Here is a 17,390-nt window from a genome sequence, read left to right as displayed (position 1 = left end):
CCTACGGGGGCAGGGGGGAGACGTAGAGGCCTGCGTCCTCCCCCTGCTCGATCACCCAGACCACGTGGCCGGTGCCGGCGCGGGCCTCGCCCGCCGCAGCGCCGAGCTGCAGCGTCCGGTTCCCGCCGACCCGGTGGAGCACCAGCGGCTGCGGCTCGTCGCCTCGCTTGCCCGAGACCACCACCCAGCGGCCATCGCTGCTGAAGCGGCCTTCCGCGTCGACGTCGGCATGGAGCGTGCGCACCGCGCCGTCCGCCACTGCGACCAGGTCGATCCGCGCCCGCTCCTCGTCCGTGATCCCCTCCCAATCCCAGACCGAAGGCGCACGGTCGTGGACGAGGAGGTGGCTTCCGTCCGGCGAGAGCGCAGGCAGCGGCCCGTGCGCCGCGAGCGTCTGCAGGGCGAGGGTGCGCCGATCCCAGCGGTTCACCCTGCCGCCGCGCCAGCCGGGGGCGTCGTCGAGGAAGATCCAGCCGCTGCCGTCCGGCAGCGCCATCCGCTCGGCGAGGCCGATCCACTCGGCGCCGCTCCACATCGCGCCGCCGCCGAGGCGCCGGGCGGAGGCGAGCTTCGCGTCGAGTAGGAGGAAGCGGCCGTCGTCGCCGAGCACCGGGGCCTCACCCGCCGGCGTGAAGTTGATCGCGTCGAGCCGCGAGACGATCGCCCCGCCGAGATCGGCGAGCCGCCGTGCCGTCGCCGTCTCCCAGAGCGCGAGCGTCCCCTCGTCGGTGTTGGTCCGGTAGCCGGGAGCGGCGTCGTGGAGCAGGGCGAAGCGCGCGCCGTCCGTGGTGAAGGCCACCCGCGCGTCGCCGCCGAAGCCGAGGTGGGTCGGGCCCGCGCCGAGTCGGTGGAGGTACCAGTCGCCGCAGACGTAGGAGCTGTGGCTGAAGCCGCAGCCGCCGCGATCGGCGCCGTAGACGAACGCGTCGCCTGCAGCTGACCAGCGGGCGCCGTCGGAGGCCTCGGCGATCGGCTCGTCGCTTCCGGTGGCAAGCTCGAGGAGGTGGAGCCTGCCGTCGAAGGTGTACTCGCTCGTATCCTCGATCCAGGCGAGGTGGCTGCCGTCCGGCGAGAAGGCGGCGGCCATCGGCCAGCCCGGCGCGATGGCGGGGCGCTGGAGCTCGCGACGCACGCCGGTCTCGAGATCCATCGCCCAGCCGCGGGACTCGTCGGGCTCGATCCAGGCGATGGCGCTTCCGTCCGCCGAGAGGGCCGGGGCGAAGCGGGCGGTGGGGCCGAGCCGCAGGGTGCCGCGCCCTTCGCGCCAGACCACCAGCTCGCCGCTGCGATCGCCTTCCACCTCCGCGAAGAAGGCGAAGGTCCCGCCCGCCTCCCGCCAGGGAACGTCGCTTCCCCAGAACGATCCGGGCCCCGCAGCCAGGGGGACCTTCTCGCCGGTCCGCGGGTCGTAGTGCACGATCGATCGGCCCACCCACGCCAGCACCCTGCCGTCGACGCCTACCGCGAAGGACCAGGCGCCGCTCGTCCCGAGGTCGCGGCGCGCCAGCGCCTCGAGATCCCAGTGGACGAGGTGGGGCGGGTCGAGCCGCGGCCCCTCTTCGGACTCGAGGAGGAAGAGGTGCGCGCCATCGGCGGTCCAGCGGACCGCCTCCGCATCCGAGCGGAGGTCACGGAGCCGCGCGGTGAGCCGGAGCGCCGGCCCTTCCGGGAGCCCCACCCAGAAGATCTCGTTCTCCCGGCGCAGGAGCACCCAGCGCTCCTCCGGGCCGAGGGCGACGATCGAGAGGCCGTCCTCGGTGACGAGCCGCCGCTCCTGGCCCGGGAGCCCGATCGGTGCGGGCTGGGTAGGGCGCTCGAACGACGGCACCGGAAGGGTGCCGCACAGCGCGCCCTCGCAGCGATCCGCGGCCGCTGCAGGCACTGCGGCAGGCCGCTCGTCCGCACAGCCCAGGAAGAAGACCACCACCGCCGGGATCGACCAACGCATGGCGATCGAGGTGGTGCTCGATGGCCCGAAGGGCAACACCTCAGCGCTTGCGCAGCAGATCCGCCAGCGCCTGGTCGAGGGTGGGAAATTGGAAGCAGTACCCCGTTTCGAGGGCCACCTTCGGCCTCGCGTTGTGGCTCGCGAGCAGCGCGTCGGCCATCTCGCCCACCGCGATCCGCAGCGCGAAGCGAGGCGCCGGCGCGATCGCGGGCCGGTGGAGCGCCTTGCCCAGCACCTTCGCGAAATCCCGCTGCCGCAGGGGCTCCGGCGCGACGCAGAGCATCGGTCCTTCGACCCTGTCGTCGTCGAGCGCGTGGAGCACGAGCCCCACCTCGTCGGCGACGTGGATCCAGGGCCAGTACTGATCCCCGCCGCCCATCGGCCCGCCGGCGCCGAGCCGGAACGGCGTGAGGAGCTTCGGCAGCGCGCCGCTCTCCCGGGCGAGGACCATGCCCGTGCGCAGGGTGACGACCCGGGCGCCGAGCGCCTTCGCCCGCATCGCCTCCTCCTCCCAGCCCACGCTCACGTCGGCGAGGAAGCCGTTGCCCGGGGGATCACCCTCGTCGATCACCTTGTCGCCGGTGTTGCCGTGGTAGTCGATGCCGGAGGCGGAGACGAGGACCTGCACGCTCCCGCCGGCAGCGCGGATCCCCTCGACCACCGACCGCGTCCCCTCGACCCGGCTCGCCTCGATCAGCTGCTTCCGCGCCGCGGTCCATCGGCCCCCTGCCACCGGCGCACCGGCGAGGTGGATCACGCCGTCGCAGTCGCCCAGATCGGCGGGGCCGCCTCGCGCCGACCACTCCCGCTGCTCCACGTCGCGAGGCAGCTCGATCCGCGGCGCCGCCCGCACCAGGGCCACCACCGCGTCCCCGCGGGCGAGGAGCGCGTCGATCACCTTCCTGCCGATGAGTCCGGTGCCGCCGGTGACGGCGATGGTGCGGGGCATCTCTCCCTCCTCGAAGGCCTGCGCTGCGAGGATAGCGATGCGACGAGGGGCGCGCGGCCTTTTCAGCGGCGGCGCAACCCCCACGGGATCGAGGCGAGGGGGCCGGGGCCGGCGGGGATCGCGTCGTTGCCGGCGGGCACCACCGGCCGCTCGATCCGCTCGAGGCCGAGCTTGTGGGTGACGAGGACGCCGCTCTGCTCCTGCACCATGCCGCGGTGGCGCAGGCTGAGGCGCACCGGCATCCGGTAGCAGCGCGCCGCCTCGGCGAAGCGCAGCATCCTGCCGCCCTCGGCGAGGACCGGCACCTGCTTGATCGGATCGTCGAGGCGGGTGAAGAGGGGCGAAAGATCGTAGCGGAAGACGAGCTTCGCCCGCTCGTGGCCGTGCCACGCCAGGCGCGCGTCGCTCTCCACCGTGCCGCGGAGGAGGTAGCGCAACCGCACCACCGGCCTGGTGGGGCCGAGGTCGGGGTTGAGCGGATCCGGACGCTGCTCCCTGGTGGCGAAGAAGGATTCGCGGACCCGCATCAGGCGCAGCGGGGTGCCGAGGAGCCGCGCCGGTGCGGTGAGGCTGGTGATCCTGCCCGCATAACCTGCCTCGACGCGGGAGGAGAGCCAGCTGCGCACGCTCTCCTTGATCCGATCCTTGACCGCGTAGCTCAGGACCAGCAGCGCGATGGTGGAGCTCACCCCGAGGCCGAGGCCGGTGACGCCGCTGCCGCCGGTGAGGAGGAAGCCCAGGGGAAAGGCCCAGAGCGCGGCGAGCGAAGCTGCGACCACGCCGAACCAGTTGCGGAAGCGCTGCTCCGATCGCTCGGTCTCGAGCTGGAGGAAGAGCACCTCCTGGAAGTGCTTCTTGAGCAGGCTCGCCCTGGCGACGTAGCGCTCGAGCTGCCAGGGATCGCTGTCGTCCGGCTGGAGGAAGCCCCGCTCGCTGCGGTACGCCAGCTCCTGCGCGAGTCGTTCGGCGAGGAAGGGCCGCAATTGCGCTGCTGCCTCCGCATATTCGGCGCGGTGCCGCGAGCGGGGGCCGCAGAGCTGCTCGTCCACCGCCCGCTGCACCTTGGAGATGAACTCGAGGGCGTGGTTGGAGAGGAACTCGGCGGCGAGGATCCGCTCGCGGACCAACTCGCCGGCATCGCTCCCGCTGCCAGCGGCGAGCTCGGTGCGCTCCCGCTCGAGCTCGCCAAGGGCGCCCTCGGCACCGGTGCGGATCTCGTCGGCGAGGCTGGCCCGGGCCGCGGTGGAGAAGAGGGAGGCGGCGAGGAAGACCTCGCGCTCGATCCGATCCCTGGCGTCCTTGAAGCGGTGCACCGCAGCGAGGGTCGCCCGCCGCACCTCGTCCACGGTGGTGGGGGCGTCGCCTGCATACCCCTCGTCGCTGGGGCTGGAAAGGCGTGCCAGGAGCTGCAGCCGCTCCCAGTGGTCGTGCTCGGTCCAGATGTGATCGGGGACTTCCGCGCAGAGCTCCAGCTCGATCGCTTCCTCCCCCTGCTGGGGTAGGGGCAGCTCCGCCACCCACTCCAACCGGGAAGTGTCGTGAATTCCGAGCCTTACCTCCGCGCGATCCGCCACGTCCTGCCGTCCCTCCACTGCCTTGTCACACGACTGCCACAAAACCGAATCCTTGCTGTAACACGGGAGGGCGCGCAAACCGACCCGCGGCACACAAGGTGCCGTGCCCTCGTCAACGAGCGTGCAGGCTGCCCCTCGGCGCGAAAGGCTGCGCCGTCCGAGCTCCCCATCCCTCCCCCCGGAGGGCCCTGGGGACGAAGCTAGCCATCGCAGGGGCTCGATCGGGAGCCCCTCCGCTTGGGCCACTTGCGAAAGCCGTGCACGCTGCAAGGCCGGAAAATGGCGAAGGCCGCCTCGCTCCCAGGGGGAGCGGGCGGCCTTCGGTCCTTTTCGTCGCGGCGCCGGATCAGTCGGCGGTGGGGACCGCGGTGGTGCCCGAGGCACCCTCGACCAGCTTGCCTGCCGCAGCACGGGCGCGGGCGGGGATGCCGGCGACCTTGTCCGTGAGGGGCCCGAGCATGCCCACGTCGTGGTGCCCGTCGGCGAGGAGGTTGCGCTTGAGCACCGCCTCGCTGGGCTTGCGCAGATCCCAGGTGAGGCCGACCCAGCTCATCGCCTTGAGGATGTAGTAGCTGAAGTCGATCTCCCACCAGAAGAAGCCCTGGTTGGCCGTCGACTGGTAGTAGTGGTGGTTGTTGTGCCAGCCCTCACCGCAGGTGATCAGCGCCAGCAGCATCGAGTTGCGGCTGGTGTCGGTGGTGACGTACCGGCGGCGACCCCAGACGTGCATGATCGAGTTGATGGTGAAGGTGCCGTGCCACAGGATCACGGTGCTGAGGAAGAAGCCCCAGAAGAGCCAGCTCACGCCGCCGATGAGGAAGAGGGCGACGGCGAGGACGACGGGGGGCACCAGGTGCCAGCGGTTGAGCCAGCGGAGCTCCGGGTACTTCGCGAAGTCCTTGATGTTGTCGTAGGGCGTCTCCTCGTATTTGTCGCAGAGGATCCAGCCCACCTGGCTCCACCAGAAGCCGCGCTTGGGCGAGTGGATGTCCTCGGGCATGTCCGAGTACTTGTGGTGGTGGCGGTGGTGACCCGCCCACCAGAGCACGCCCTTCTGCGTGGCGGTGGTGCCGCCGAGCGCCATCAGGAACTGCATCACCCGGCCCATCTTGTAGGACCGGTGCGAGAAGTACCGGTGGTACCCCGCGGTGACGAAGAACATCCGCACGTAGTACATGCCGATGCAGAGCGCGATCTCGGTCCAGCCGAAGTCCACGAAGAACGCGCCGAGCGCGAGGAAGTGGATGAGGAAGAAGGGAATCGACCTGGTGCGATTGATCCGCTCGTCCGGTCCGTTGAGGTAGGCCTCGGTCACTGTCTTTCTCGCTCCTGTGCGGCCCGTGGGGCTCGTTCGTCCGACAGCATCGCCCCCACAGGTCACGCGCGTGTCACGGCCGGATCCGGTAGGAAAAAACCGCAGATCCGGGGGGCAACCGGGGTCTTTGGAACGAAAGTCCCCGGCGCCGGGCGGGATAAGGGTGGGCACGGCAACGGCACCGAGGCAGCCCCCGCCTGCCCGCCGGCTGGTGAAGGCGCTTGCGATGCGGTGCGCCGGAACCTACGAGAATGGCTCGTTCGGAGTACCCACGATGCAGCCCGCAGCCGAGAAGCCGACCGCCGTCACCGCCCCCGTCCCGCCAGGCACGGGAATCGATCCCGTCTGCGACATGACCCCCTCCCTCGAGACCCCGAAGGGCGGCAGCACCACCTTCGAGGGCGTGCTCGTCCCCTTCTGCAACGTGCGGTGCAAGGAGCGCTTCGAGGCCGATCCGCTGCAATACTGGACGGCGGTGGACCCGGTCTGCGGGACGACGGTGGAGAAGGCCCACGCAGCGGCCCGGGCCAAGGTGGGAAGGAAGAGCCATTTCTTCTGCTCCCGGGCGTGTCACGACCGCTTCCTCGCCGACCCCGCCCCCTACCTCGACGAGCCCGCGGACGAGTCGCCGGCGGTGCCGCCCCCGGGGCCCGGACCCGCGGCGCTCTTCGACATCGAGGGGATGACCTGCGCCTCCTGCGCCGTCTCGGTGGAGAAGGCGATCGCGAAGGTGCCGGGCGTGAGCGGCGTCGCGGTCAACATCGCCACCAACAAGGCCACGGTCTCGGGCACGGCGCGTCCGCAGGCAGTGGAGCAGGCGGTCCTCGGCGCGGGCTACCTGGCAAAACCCGCGTCCAGCCCCGAGGCGCTCCCGCGCCACGAGGAGGCCCGCGCCGCCTTCCGGCGCTTCCTCTTCGCCGCGGCCCTCGGCCTCCCCGTCTCGATCCTGGCGATGGCCTTCCCCGATCTGCCCGGCGGCGGCTGGATCCAGGCGGCGCTCGCCACCCTCGTCCTCTTCGGGCCGGGCCTCGGCTTCTTCGTGGTGGCGATCCGCAAGGCCCGCCACCTCTCGGCGAACATGGACACGCTGATCGCCGTGGGGTCGTTTGCCGCCTGGGCCTTCTCGATCGGCATGCTCCTCGGCCCCCACGCGGCGCATGGCGTCCACCTCTACTTCGAGGTGGCGGCGATGATCGTCACCCTGATCCTCCTCGGCCGCTGGCTCGAGGCCCGGGCCAAGGGGCGCGCCGGCGCTGCGCTCCACGCCTTGATGGGCCTGCGGCCCCGCACGGCACGGGTGATCCGGGGTGGCGCCGAGGCGGAGGTGGCGCTGGACGACGTCCGCGTCGGCGACCGGGTGGTGGTGCGGCCCGGCGAGCGGATCCCCGTCGATGGCAGGGTGGCCGAGGGCCGATCGCAAATCGACGAATCGATGATCACCGGCGAGAGCCTTCCCGTCTCCCGCGGCCCCGGCGACGTGGTGGTCGGCGGCACGGTGAACCGCGCCGGCGCCCTCGTATTCGAGGCCACCGCGGTGGGCGAGGGCACCGTGCTCGCGCAGATCGTCCGGCTGGTCGGCGAGGCGCAAGGCTCGAAGGCGCCGATCCAGCGGCTCGCCGATCGGATCTCCGGGATCTTCGTGCCGATCGTCCTCGCCATCGCCACGCTCACGTTCCTCGCCTGGTGGCTCGTCACCGGCGACGCTGCAGCGGCGCTCCTTCCCGCGGTGGCGGTGGTGGTGATCGCCTGCCCCTGCGCGCTGGGCCTCGCCACGCCCACCGCGATCGTGGTCGGCACGGGCAGGGCCGCCGAGCTCGGCGTGCTGATCAAGGACGCCGCCTCCCTCGAGCGGGCCCACGCCGTCGACACCGTGGTCCTCGACAAGACCGGCACGGTGACGAATGGAGCGCCCGCCCTCACCGAGATCCTGCTCTCGCCCCTCGCCGACGATGAACTCCTCCGGCTGGTGGCGGGAGCGGAGCGGCGCAGCGAGCACCCCCTCGCCGACGCGATCGTCGCCGCGGCGCAGGCGCGATCGATCCCGATCCCCGAGGTGGCCGACTTCGAATCGATCACCGGCGGCGGCGTCGCAGCGCGGATCGAGGGGCGGCAGGTGCTGGTCGGGAGCCGCAAGCTCCTCGCCGCCAGCGGCGTGGCGCTGCCCGAGGCGGTGGAGCCCATGGCCGCCTCCCTCGAGGAGCGGGGCCGCACCGTGGTCTTCGCAGCGGTGGACGGCAACTTCGCCGGCGCCCTCGGCATCGCCGACCCGGTGAAGCCCGGCAGCCGGAAGGCGATCGCGGAGTTGCAGGCGCTGGGGCTCGAGGTCTGGCTCCTCACCGGCGACAACGCCCGCACCGCCAGGTCGATAGCCGCGGAGGTGGGGCTGCCGCCGGAGCGGGTCCGCGCCGAGGTGGGCCCCGCCGACAAGAGCACCGAGGTGCGGCGGCTGCGGGAGGCGGGACGGGTGGTGGCGATGGTCGGCGACGGCGTCAACGACGCGCCGGCCCTCGCCGCCGCCGACGTGGGGATCGCCATCGGCACCGGCACCGACGTGGCGATGGAGACGGCGCAGATCACGCTGATGCGCGGCGATCTCGCCGGGGTGGCGGACGCGATCCGCCTCTCGCGCCGCACCATGGGCACGATCCGCCAGAATCTCTTCTGGGCCTTCGCCTACAACACCGCGGGGATCCCGGTGGCGGCCTTCGGCCTCCTCGCCGCCTTCGGCGGGCCGATGCTCGCCGCAGCGGCGATGGCCTTCTCCAGCGTGAGCGTGGTCCTCAACTCGCTGCGGCTCCGGCGGGCGTCGATCTCCTGACTCGATTGCCTGCCTGCCCGCTCGCTGGCACCATGCGCGCGCATGCACGTCGTCCACACAGGCCCGGGGGGGCCCGCGCTGGAGGAACTCCAGCTGCTCGTCCTCTCCGCCGCCCTGGTGGCGTCACGGCTGCAGCCCGAGGCCCTCGATCCGGACGCGCTCGCCGCTGCGGCGGAAGAACTCCGGCAGCCGATCGAAAAGGTGCGCGCCGCCCTCGCCCACGCCGAAGGCGGCCCCCTGTCGGACGTGGCCGCGGTGGCGGGGTGGGAGCTGCGGCGCCTCGCCGGGCTCCTCGAGGAGCTCGCTGCTGCAGCGCCGCTCCCGCAGGAGCTCGCCCGCCTCGGCGCCGCGCGGCAGAGTGCGTTGGGGGCGCTGCTGGGTCTCGACCGGGCGCTGGTGGAGCAGGGCGGCATCGAAGCGGCGCTCTACGGCGTGGCGCTCCTCGAGCAGCGCCGGGCGTTGGCGATCCGCGCGGTCTTCGTCGCCTTCCGCGGGGAGATGCGCGCGGTGGTCGAAGGTGGCGAGAGCCTGCGGGAGCAGCTCGCCCGGGTGCGGACGTGGCTCGAGCGGATGCGAGACGGCAGGGGACGCAGGCGCCTCCGGATCGCCGACCGGATCCAGGTGGAGTCGTTCCTCGCGAGAATCGACGGTGCGGCGCGAGGGGCGGACGGCGCGGGGATCTGCAGGGACGTGGCGGCGTTCGCCGAGGTGCTGCTCGAGGTGAACCGGCGCGCCGAGCTCCGGGAGCACGACGGGCGGCTCGCGGCGCGGCTGGCGCGGGAGCTGGAGGCGCGGCCGCTGGTGATCGGAACGATCGGCTTCCGCCGGCAGCTGCAGCTGCTGCGCGGCCGCGACGACGGCCTGGACGAGGCGCTCGAGGCCGGTGCCGATGGGGCCCTCATCCTCGCGCGGCTGCAGGCGGTACGCGCCGCCTGCAGCTGAAGCGCGCGGATCTTCAGGCCTTCGGCAGGCCGACCACGGTGCTCTTGCCCATGCCCATCGGGCACTGGAAGTGGATGGTGCCGCCGGCCTCGGGGGTCACGGTGACGGTGACCTTCTCGCCCACGGGCAGATCCTTCTCGATCTTCAGGTCGGGAAAGACCACGCCGGTCATGCAGGTCTTCTCGATCTCGCGCACGAAGACGAGGTTCACCGGCTTGCCGCCCTCGACCTCGATCTTCGAGGGCTCGAAGCCGTCGCGGGTCGCGTGGACCTCGATGGTGCCGTCGGCGGCGGGGCGGGCCACGGCGGGCTTCGCCTCCGCAGCAGGCGCGGCCTTCTTCTCCGCGTGGTCGGCGTGGCCGCCGCCCTCGCTGCAGGCGATGGCGAGGGGCAGGGCGGCAAGGGCTGCAAGGAAACGGATCTGCATCGAAACCATCCTCCGGTGGAGTGCGAGGACGCTCTAACCGGTGGGTCGGGCGCCGCGCAACCTTCAGTCGAAATTGTCGTCGCGCAGGGCGAGGAGCGCCACTGCGCCGATGGCGGCGCCCAGGGGCCCGCCGACCAGCGGGTCGCACGCGAAGGTGCAGGTGCCGCCGAGCGTGCGCATGGCCAGGCCATAACCGAGGGCCGACAACCCGCCGATCAGGGCGCCGATTCCCATGCGGCCGAAGGGCAGGGAGAGGATCTTCTGCATGTCTGCCTCCTTTCCTCTCCCTTGGAGCCAGGCCAGGCGCCGGGCGGTTCGGCGGAACTTCCCCGCGGGCCGTCGGTTCCATCGATTCGCACCCGCCTGTTTGACAAGCGACGATGTTGAGCCTACACCGGAAAGAGCCGTGATCGTACGCAACCACCACCTCCTGGCCGTGATCGCCGCCCTCGGCGTGCTCCTGCACGCGGGGATGGCTGCTGCCCAGGTGTTCTGCGCGATGACCGGCACCCTCACCACCTCATGTTGCTGCCCCGGCGACGAGGGCACGGACGGCCCGGTGCTGAAGAGCGCCGACGGCTGCTGCAGGGACGCCCTGCCTGCGCCGGCCTTCGACCTCCACCAGCAGCAGGCGTCGCTTCCCGGCCCGGCCCTCGCCGCCGCCTGGCAGCAGGTGATCTTCGCCGAGCCCGCGGCGCTTCCCGCCAGGCCCGAGCCCGTGCCCGCCGGCACCTCGCCCCCGCTGCTGGGGCTCCAGACCATCGTTCTGATTCGCTGAGTCGTCCCGGTCCGCGTGGAGCGCCCGAGGGTGATGCGTTCGCGCATCGCCTGCCGGGTGGTTTGCCGATCCGATGGTTCGCGCCCGTGCGCGGACCGGGAGTGACCCGCGTGTTTTCCTCGATTTTCGTGCCCGTGCTGGTGGCTGCCGCCATCGCCGGTGCGCCGGACGCCCTGCCTGTCTCTCGCGCGCAGGCGCCAGCAGAAGAGAATGCCCCGACGCTCGCCCTCGAGCCGCTGCTCGCGGCGGTGGTGGAGCGCAACCCCGACCTCGTCGCCCTCGACGCGCAGCGTGCCGCCGCGCTCGATCGCGCCATCGCCGCCGGCTCGCTGCCCCACCCGATGCTGGGCTTCGCGATCCGCAACCTCCCCGTCGACACCTTCTCCTTCACCGACGACATGATGACGATGAAGGAGGTCATGCTCCGCCAGCAGTTCCCCTGGTTCGGCAAGCGGGAGTTGCGGCGGGAGGCGGTGGAGCAGAACGCGAAGCTCGCCGAGGCGGAGAAGGCGAGCCAGGCGCTCCTTCTCCGGCAGGCGACCACCGACGCCTACGCGAACCTCTGGCTCTCCACCTCGTCGGTGCGGCTGGTCGAGGAGCAGCAGCAGGCCCTCGAGCGCTTCCGGGTCATCGCCCGCGGGCGGTATGCCGCAGGCGGCGGCAGCCAGTCCGATCTGCTCCGGGCCGACGTGGAGCTGGCGCGGATCACCGATCCGCTCCTCGAACTCGAGGAGATGGAAACCGCCGCCAGGGCGGCGTTGGCCACCCTGCTGCACCGGCCCCTCGCGTCGTTCGAGGGCTCGCCGGCGGCGCCGCCGCTCCCGGCGCTCCCCGCCGATCCCGCGCCGCTCTACGCGCGGATCGAGGCGCACCCGGAGCTGCGGGCCCTCGGCGAGCAGGCCGAGCGGAGCGAGATCGAGGCCCGCCTCGCGCTGCGGGACCGCTGGCCCGATCCCGAGGTCGGCGTGATGTGGGGCTTCCGCACCGACATGCCCGACATGGTCGGCGCCGAGGTGATGTTCCAGATCCCGGTCTTCGCTGGCTCGAAGGAGAACCGGCTCGCTGCGGCCTCGCGTTCCGAGGCGCGCTCGGCGCTGCTGCAGCGTGAATCGCGGGCCGACACGCTCCTCGGCGAGGCGCGCACCGCCTGGGCCGCGGCGAAGCGGCAGCGGGATCTGATCCGGCTCTACGACGAGGAGATCGTGCCCAGGGCCGAGCGGAACGTGCAGTCGGCGATCGGCTCCTACCAGGCCGGCTCCGTGGATTTCCTCACCCTCCTGGACGCCCAGGTCCAGCTGCAGGCCCAGCAGCTCGAGGCCCTGCGCGCCCGCGCCAACTACGTGCGGCAGTTGGCGCGGCTCGCTCGCGCGACCGGCGTCTCCCTTTTCGACGAATCGCTTGCCGCCCCCGAGGTGGACCGTGGCTGAGAACGAGATCAAGATCCCCGACCTGCACGACGACGAGCCGATGATGGAGGGCGAGGAGGAGGCACCTCCCGGCGTGCGCGCCGCATCCCTCGTGCGCTGGCTGATGCTGGCGGTGGCGCTCCTCGGCGCCGGCTACACCCTGGCGATGGCCAGTGGCCTCGTCGGCAGCGAGGCCCACGCCTCCGAGCAGTACCACTGCCCGATGCATCCCACCGTCGTCTCCGACGGGCCCGGCGAGTGCCCGATCTGCGGCATGGATCTGGTGCCGGTCGGCGACCACGGCGCTGCAGACGCCCACGCGGGCCACGATCACGAGGGCGACGACGCCATCCGCGCGGTGGCGGAGAAGCTCGGCGCCAAACCCGGCCAGTGGGTCTGCCCCATGCCCGAGGACGGCGTCGTCTCCGACGAGCCCGGCCGCTGCGACGAGTGCGGGATGAAGCTGGTGCAGGTGCCGGAGGAGGCGCCGGCGAAGGCAGCCGGCGGGCCCGCGATCTACAGCTGCCCGATGCACCCGGAGATCGTGAAGGAGGGCCCGGGGAAGTGCCCGAAGTGCGGGATGTACCTCGAGCGCCAGGAAGGCGCGGAGCCCACCGCAGGCAGCGGGAAGGGCGAGGTGGTCCCAGCGGTGGCGGCCGCCGGCGAGGCGCCGGTGGAGAAGAAGGGCGTGCCCGGCCTGGTGCCGGTGACCATCCCCGCCGAGCGGCTCGCCCGGATCGGCGTGCGCACCGCGAAGGTGGAGCGCGGCAGCCTCGAGGGGCAGGTGCGCACCGTGGGCGTGGTGGCTGCCGACGAGCGCAAGCGCAACGTGGTGCAGACCCGCTACGCCGGCTGGATCGAGGAGCTCCTCGTGGAGGAGACCGGCGCCCGGGTGAAGAAGGGGCAGCCGCTGGCGAAGATCTACAGCCCCGAGCTCTACCAGGCGCAGGTCGAGTACCTGAACGCGCTGCAGTGGGGCGGGGATCTGGTGCGGCCGGCGCAGCAGCGCCTCGAGCTCCTCGGCATCGCCGCCGCCGATCTGCAGGCGATCCGCAAGGCGGGCAAGCCGCAGCGCTCCCTCACCCTGCGGGCGCCCGCCAACGGCCACGTCCTCCACAAGGGCGCGGTGGCCGGCAGCTACGTCTCCCCGGGCACCATCCTCTTCGAGGTGGCGGACCTGTCGAAGGTCTGGGTCCTCGCCGACGTCTACGAGCAGGATCTCGCCAGGGTGAAGGTCGGCTCCTCCGCCTCCTTCGCCTCGTCGGCGCTGCCGGGGGATCGCTTCGTCGGCAAGGTCACCTTCGTCTACCCCACCGTCGATCCGGCGACGCGCACGATGAAGGTGCGCCTCGAGATCGCGAACGCGGAGATCGACCTGCGGCCCGGCATGTTCGGCGACGTGCGCGTCGACGCCGCAGGCCGCGACGGGCTGGTGGTGCCGCGGGACGCGGTGATCGAGAGCGGCGATCACGTCTACACCCTGGTGGCGAGGGGCGGCGGGCGCTTCGAACCCCGGGAGGTCCACATCCGCGGCCGCTCCGGCGATCACCTCCTCGTCCACGGCCTCGAAGCCGGCGAGGAGGTGGTGACCAGCGCGGGCTTCTTCATCGACTCGGAGAGCCGCCTGCGGGCGGCGCTCTCCGGCATGGCGGGCGGCTCCGAGGCCGGCGCCGGTCACGGAGGGCACTGAAGCCATGATCGAGCGCCTGATCGAATTCTCCGCGCGCAACAAATTCCTGGTGGCGCTGGGCACGCTCTTCGCCCTGGCGGGAAGCTGGTTCGCGATCAAGACCGCGCCCCTCGACGCGATCCCCGATCTCTCCGATCCCCAGGTGATCGTCTACACGGAGTGGATGGGCCGGAGCCCCTCGCTCATCGAGGACCAGGTCACCTATCCGATCACCTCGACGCTGCTCTCCGCGCCCCACGTCACCGACGTACGCGGCTACTCGATGTTCGGGATGAGCTTCGTCTACGTGCTCTTCGACGAGGGGACCGACATCTACTGGGCGCGGAGCCGCGTGCTCGAATACCTCTCGAGCCTGCGGGGGCAGCTGCCCGAGGGGGTGGAGCCGCAGCTGGGCCCCGACGCCACCGGGGTGGGCTGGGTCTTCCAATACGCGCTGGTGGACCGCACCGGCAGCACCGACCTCGCCGATCTGCGCACCTTCCAGGACTATACGCTCAAATACGCCCTCACCGCGGTCCCCGGCGTCGCCGAGGTGGCCTCGGTGGGCGGCTACGAGAAGCAATACCAGGTCACCGTCGATCCCAACCGGCTGCGGGCCTACGGGATCACCCTCTCCGACGTGGCGCAGGCGATCCGCCGCTCCAACCGCGACGTGGGCGGGCGCGTGCTCGAGATGAGCGGGCGCGAATATTTCGTCCGCGGCCGTGGCTACGTGGAGAACCTCGCCGACATCGAGAAGGTGACGGTGAAGGCCACCCCCGGCGGCACGCCGGTGCTGGTCCGCGACGTGGCCTCCGTGGCCTTCGGCGGCGACATCCGCCGCGGCGTGGCGGAGCTCGACGGCGAGGGCGAGGCGGTGGGCGCCATCGTGGTGATGCGCCACGGCGAGAACGCCCTCCAGGTGATCGAGCGGGTGAAGACGCGGCTCGAGGAGCTGAAGCCCTCCTTCCCGAAGGGCGTGGAGTACGTGGTCACCTACGACCGCTCCGATCTCATCGGCCGGGCCGTCGACACGCTCAAGCACACGCTCCTCGAAGAGGGGATCGTGGTGGGGCTGGTGCTCTTCGCCTTCCTGCTCCACTTCCGCAGCGCGCTGGTGCCGATCATCGTGCTGCCGATCTCGGTGGCCATCGCCTTCATCCCGATGAAGCTGATGGGGATCACCTCCAACATCATGAGCCTCGGCGGCATCGCCATCGCCATCGGCGCCATGGTCGACGCCACCATCGTGCTGGTGGAGAACGCCCACAAGAAGCTGGAGAAGGCTCGGCCCCGCACGAGGGAGGAGCGCACCCGGGTGATCATCGAGGCGGCGAAGGAGGTCGGCCCCGCGATCTTCTTCTCGCTGCTGGTGGTGACCGTCTCCTTCCTCCCGGTCTTCGCGCTGGAGGGGCAGCCGGGGCGGCTCTTCAAGCCGCTGGCCTTCACCAAGACCTTCGCCATGTTCTTCTCCGCGGTCCTCGCGGTGACGCTGGCGCCGGCGCTGATGGTGCTGCTCATTCGCGGCCGCATCCACAAGGAGCAGGACCACCCGGTGAGCCGCTTCCTCATCGGGATCTACAAGCCCTTCGTCTTCGTGGCGCTGCGCAACCCCAAGACCACCATCGCCATCGGCGTGGCGGCGGTGATCGCCACCATTCCCCTGGTGCCGCGGCTGGGCTCGGAGTTCATGCCGTCGCTCGACGAGGGCGACGTGCTCTACATGCCCACCACCTTCAACGGCGTCTCCATCGAGGAGGCCAAGGTGGCGCTGCAGCAGCAGGACCGGATCCTCATGGGCTTCCCCGAGGTGGAGCGGGTCTTCGGCAAGGCGGGCAGGGCGGAGACCGCCACCGATCCGGCGCCGCTCTCGATGGTCGAGACGGTGGTGAAGCTCAAGCCTCCCGAAGCGTGGCCTGCGGTCCCGGTGGAGCGCTGGTGGAGCTCGTGGGCGCCTTCCTTCCTCGCGCCTGCCTTCGACCTGGTCTGGCCGGACGAGCGGCAGCGGACCACCCAGGAGCTGGTCACGGCGATGAACGACGCGTTGGGGCTGCCCGGGTGGACCAACGCCCTCACCATGCCGATCAAGACCCGCATCGACATGCTCACCACCGGCGTGCGCACGCCCATCGGCGTGAAGGTCTTCGGCCACGACCTGGCGGAGATCGAGCGGGTGGGCACCTCCCTCGAGCAGGTGCTGGCCCAGGTGCCGGGGACGAGGAGCGCCTTCTACGAGCGGAGCCTGGGCGGCTACTACATCGACATCGTCCCCGACCGAGACGCGCTGGCGCGCTACGGCCTCGCGGTGGACGACATCCACGACGTGGTGGAGATGGCGATCGGCGGCGAGTCGATCACCACCACGGTGGAGGGGCGGGCCCGCTTCAGCGTGAACGTGCGCTACCCGCGGGATCTGCGCGACGATCCGGAGCGGCTCCGCGAGGTGCTGGTGCCGGTGAAGGCGGGCGGCGCCGGTGGCGGGATGGGCATGCAGGGGAGCCTCTTCCCCCTGCTCGCCAGCGACAGGGCCTATGCCTCCGCGGAGATGGGCGGCGGCATGGGCGGCGGATCGTCCGGCGGCGGGGCGGCGCCGATGAACGCCGCTGCGCCGCTGGGCGTCGGCGCCCCCGGCAAGCTCCACGGCCCGTCCCTCGGCGTGCCCCAGATGCTCGACGTGGGTTCGGTCGGCAGCCTGCCCGCGCCGACGAGCACCGAGATCCAGGGCGTCACCGACGCGGGGCTCGTGCACGTGCCGCTGGGCCAGCTCGCCGAGGTGAAGGTGGTCAACGGCCCGCCGATGATCCGCGACGAGAATGGAATGCTCGCGGGCTACGTCTTCGTCGACATCGACACCGCGAAGACCGACATCGGCGGCTTCGTGAACCGGGCGAAGGAGGCGGTGGCACAGGCGCAGGTGGACGGGACGCTGGAGCTGCCCGCGGGCACCTTCCTCAAGTGGACCGGCCAGTACGAGCTGCTGGAGCGGATGGCGGAGAAGATGCAGATCATCCTGCCCCTCACGCTCCTGCTCATCGTGGTGCTGCTCTACCTGCACTTCCGGAACATCATCGAGACGATGATCGTGCTGCTCTCGGTGCCCTTCGCCATGGTGGGCAGCATCTGGCTGCTCTGGCTCCTCGACTACCGCCTCTCCACCGCCGTCTATGTGGGGATGATCGCGCTGGTGGGTCTCGCAGCGGAGACGGGCATCGTGATGATCGTCTACCTCGACCGCGCCTACGAGAAGCGCAAGGCGGCGGGGAAGATCCGGGATCTCAACGACATCATCTGGGCCCACATGGAGGGCACGGTGATGCGGGTGCGGCCCAAGCTGATGACGGTGGCCACCACCTCGATCGGCCTGGTGCCGCTCCTGTGGAGCGACGGCGCAGGCGCGGACGTGATGAAGCGGATCGCCGCGCCGATGGTCGGGGGGCTGGTGACCTCGATCTTCCTCACCCTGGAGATCATCCCGGTGGTCTACACCTACTGGCGGCTCTGGGAATTGAAGCACGAGAAACGGCAGGCCGAGCAGGCCGCCCTGCAGGAAGCTGCGTGAAAAGG

At 71.5% G+C, this 17,390-nt stretch carries 12 protein-coding genes; 6 read left to right on the top strand and 6 right to left on the bottom strand.

Annotated elements, in window-relative coordinates; genetic code table 11:
• Window position 1: 1 nt before the first annotated feature.
• The 4 genes from ACESMR_RS05480 to ACESMR_RS05465 all read right to left on the bottom strand — a co-directional run bounded on the left by ACESMR_RS05480 (window position 2) and on the right by ACESMR_RS05465 (window position 5,786).
• Window positions 2–1,948, bottom strand: a complete 1,947-nt coding sequence (locus tag ACESMR_RS05480; protein ID WP_373045768.1) for a hypothetical protein — start codon at window positions 1,946–1,948, stop codon at window positions 2–4.
• A 40-nt stretch (window positions 1,949–1,988) separates the two neighbouring features.
• The gene (locus ACESMR_RS05475; protein ID WP_373045765.1) at window positions 1,989–2,897 is read right to left on the bottom strand and encodes a TIGR01777 family oxidoreductase; all 909 of its coding nucleotides are present in this window, start codon (window positions 2,895–2,897) and stop codon (window positions 1,989–1,991) included.
• A 62-nt stretch (window positions 2,898–2,959) separates the two neighbouring features.
• Window positions 2,960–4,414, bottom strand: a complete 1,455-nt coding sequence (locus ACESMR_RS05470; protein WP_373045762.1) for a hypothetical protein — start codon at window positions 4,412–4,414, stop codon at window positions 2,960–2,962.
• A 403-nt stretch (window positions 4,415–4,817) separates the two neighbouring features.
• Window positions 4,818–5,786 (bottom strand): acyl-CoA desaturase, encoded by a 969-nt coding sequence (locus ACESMR_RS05465; protein WP_373045760.1) that lies wholly within the window; start codon window positions 5,784–5,786, stop codon window positions 4,818–4,820.
• 274 nt (window positions 5,787–6,060) lie between these two features.
• Here ACESMR_RS05465 and ACESMR_RS05460 point away from each other — a divergent pair, with 274 nt between their 5' ends.
• Together ACESMR_RS05460 and ACESMR_RS05455 are read left to right on the top strand one after the other, a co-directional pair.
• Window positions 6,061–8,604: a heavy metal translocating P-type ATPase gene (locus ACESMR_RS05460; protein ID WP_373045758.1), complete on the top strand. Its 2,544-nt coding sequence runs from the start codon at window positions 6,061–6,063 to the stop codon at window positions 8,602–8,604.
• 42 nt (window positions 8,605–8,646) lie between these two features.
• Window positions 8,647–9,546, top strand: coding sequence for a hypothetical protein (locus ACESMR_RS05455; protein WP_373045756.1), 900 nt, complete (start codon window positions 8,647–8,649; stop codon window positions 9,544–9,546).
• Window positions 9,547–9,559: 13 nt separating this feature from the next.
• Here the strand turns inward: ACESMR_RS05455 and ACESMR_RS05450 are convergent, their stop codons facing one another.
• A complete protein-coding gene (locus ACESMR_RS05450; protein WP_373045754.1) occupies window positions 9,560–9,973 on the bottom strand; it encodes a cupredoxin domain-containing protein in 414 nt (137 codons plus the stop codon).
• A 63-nt stretch (window positions 9,974–10,036) separates the two neighbouring features.
• The gene (locus ACESMR_RS05445; RefSeq protein WP_373045752.1) at window positions 10,037–10,240 is read right to left on the bottom strand and encodes a hypothetical protein; all 204 of its coding nucleotides are present in this window, start codon (window positions 10,238–10,240) and stop codon (window positions 10,037–10,039) included.
• A 139-nt stretch (window positions 10,241–10,379) separates the two neighbouring features.
• Here ACESMR_RS05445 and ACESMR_RS05440 point away from each other — a divergent pair, with 139 nt between their 5' ends.
• From ACESMR_RS05440 to ACESMR_RS05425, 4 genes are all read left to right on the top strand, one after another.
• Entirely contained in the window at window positions 10,380–10,751 is a 372-nt protein-coding gene (locus ACESMR_RS05440) for a hypothetical protein (RefSeq protein WP_373045750.1), read from the top strand.
• 110 nt (window positions 10,752–10,861) lie between these two features.
• A complete protein-coding gene (locus ACESMR_RS05435; RefSeq protein ID WP_373045749.1) occupies window positions 10,862–12,178 on the top strand; it encodes a TolC family protein in 1,317 nt (438 codons plus the stop codon).
• Entirely contained in the window at window positions 12,171–13,847 is a 1,677-nt protein-coding gene (locus ACESMR_RS05430; RefSeq protein WP_373045747.1) for an efflux RND transporter periplasmic adaptor subunit, read from the top strand. The genes ACESMR_RS05435 and ACESMR_RS05430 overlap by 8 nt, the downstream gene beginning before the upstream one ends.
• Before the next feature lie 4 nt (window positions 13,848–13,851).
• Entirely contained in the window at window positions 13,852–17,385 is a 3,534-nt protein-coding gene (locus ACESMR_RS05425) for an efflux RND transporter permease subunit (protein WP_373045745.1), read from the top strand.
• The last annotated feature ends 5 nt before the right edge of the window (window positions 17,386–17,390 follow it).

Source organism: Vulgatibacter sp., from assembly GCF_041687135.1.
Taxonomy (GTDB): Bacteria; Myxococcota; Myxococcia; order Myxococcales; family Vulgatibacteraceae; genus JAWLCN01.
The sequence above is the reverse complement of the archived record's forward strand: the minus strand, read 5'-3'. Positions and strand labels throughout refer to the sequence as shown.

Bases quoted from the DNA above. Each gene is read 5' to 3' on its own strand.
- ACESMR_RS05475 (WP_373045765.1), bottom strand. From the start codon at position 2,897: ATGCCCCGCACCATCGCCGTCACCGGCGGCACCGGACTCATCGGCAGG.
- ACESMR_RS05425 (WP_373045745.1), top strand. From the start codon at position 13,852: ATGATCGAGCGCCTGATCGAATTCTCCGCGCGCAACAAATTCCTGGTG.
- ACESMR_RS05455 (WP_373045756.1), top strand. From the start codon at position 8,647: ATGCACGTCGTCCACACAGGCCCGGGGGGGCCCGCGCTGGAGGAACTC.
- ACESMR_RS05450 (WP_373045754.1), bottom strand. From the start codon at position 9,973: ATGCAGATCCGTTTCCTTGCAGCCCTTGCCGCCCTGCCCCTCGCCATC.
- ACESMR_RS05480 (WP_373045768.1), bottom strand. From the start codon at position 1,948: ATGCGTTGGTCGATCCCGGCGGTGGTGGTCTTCTTCCTGGGCTGTGCG.
- ACESMR_RS05460 (WP_373045758.1), top strand. From the start codon at position 6,061: ATGCAGCCCGCAGCCGAGAAGCCGACCGCCGTCACCGCCCCCGTCCCG.
- ACESMR_RS05445 (WP_373045752.1), bottom strand. From the start codon at position 10,240: ATGCAGAAGATCCTCTCCCTGCCCTTCGGCCGCATGGGAATCGGCGCC.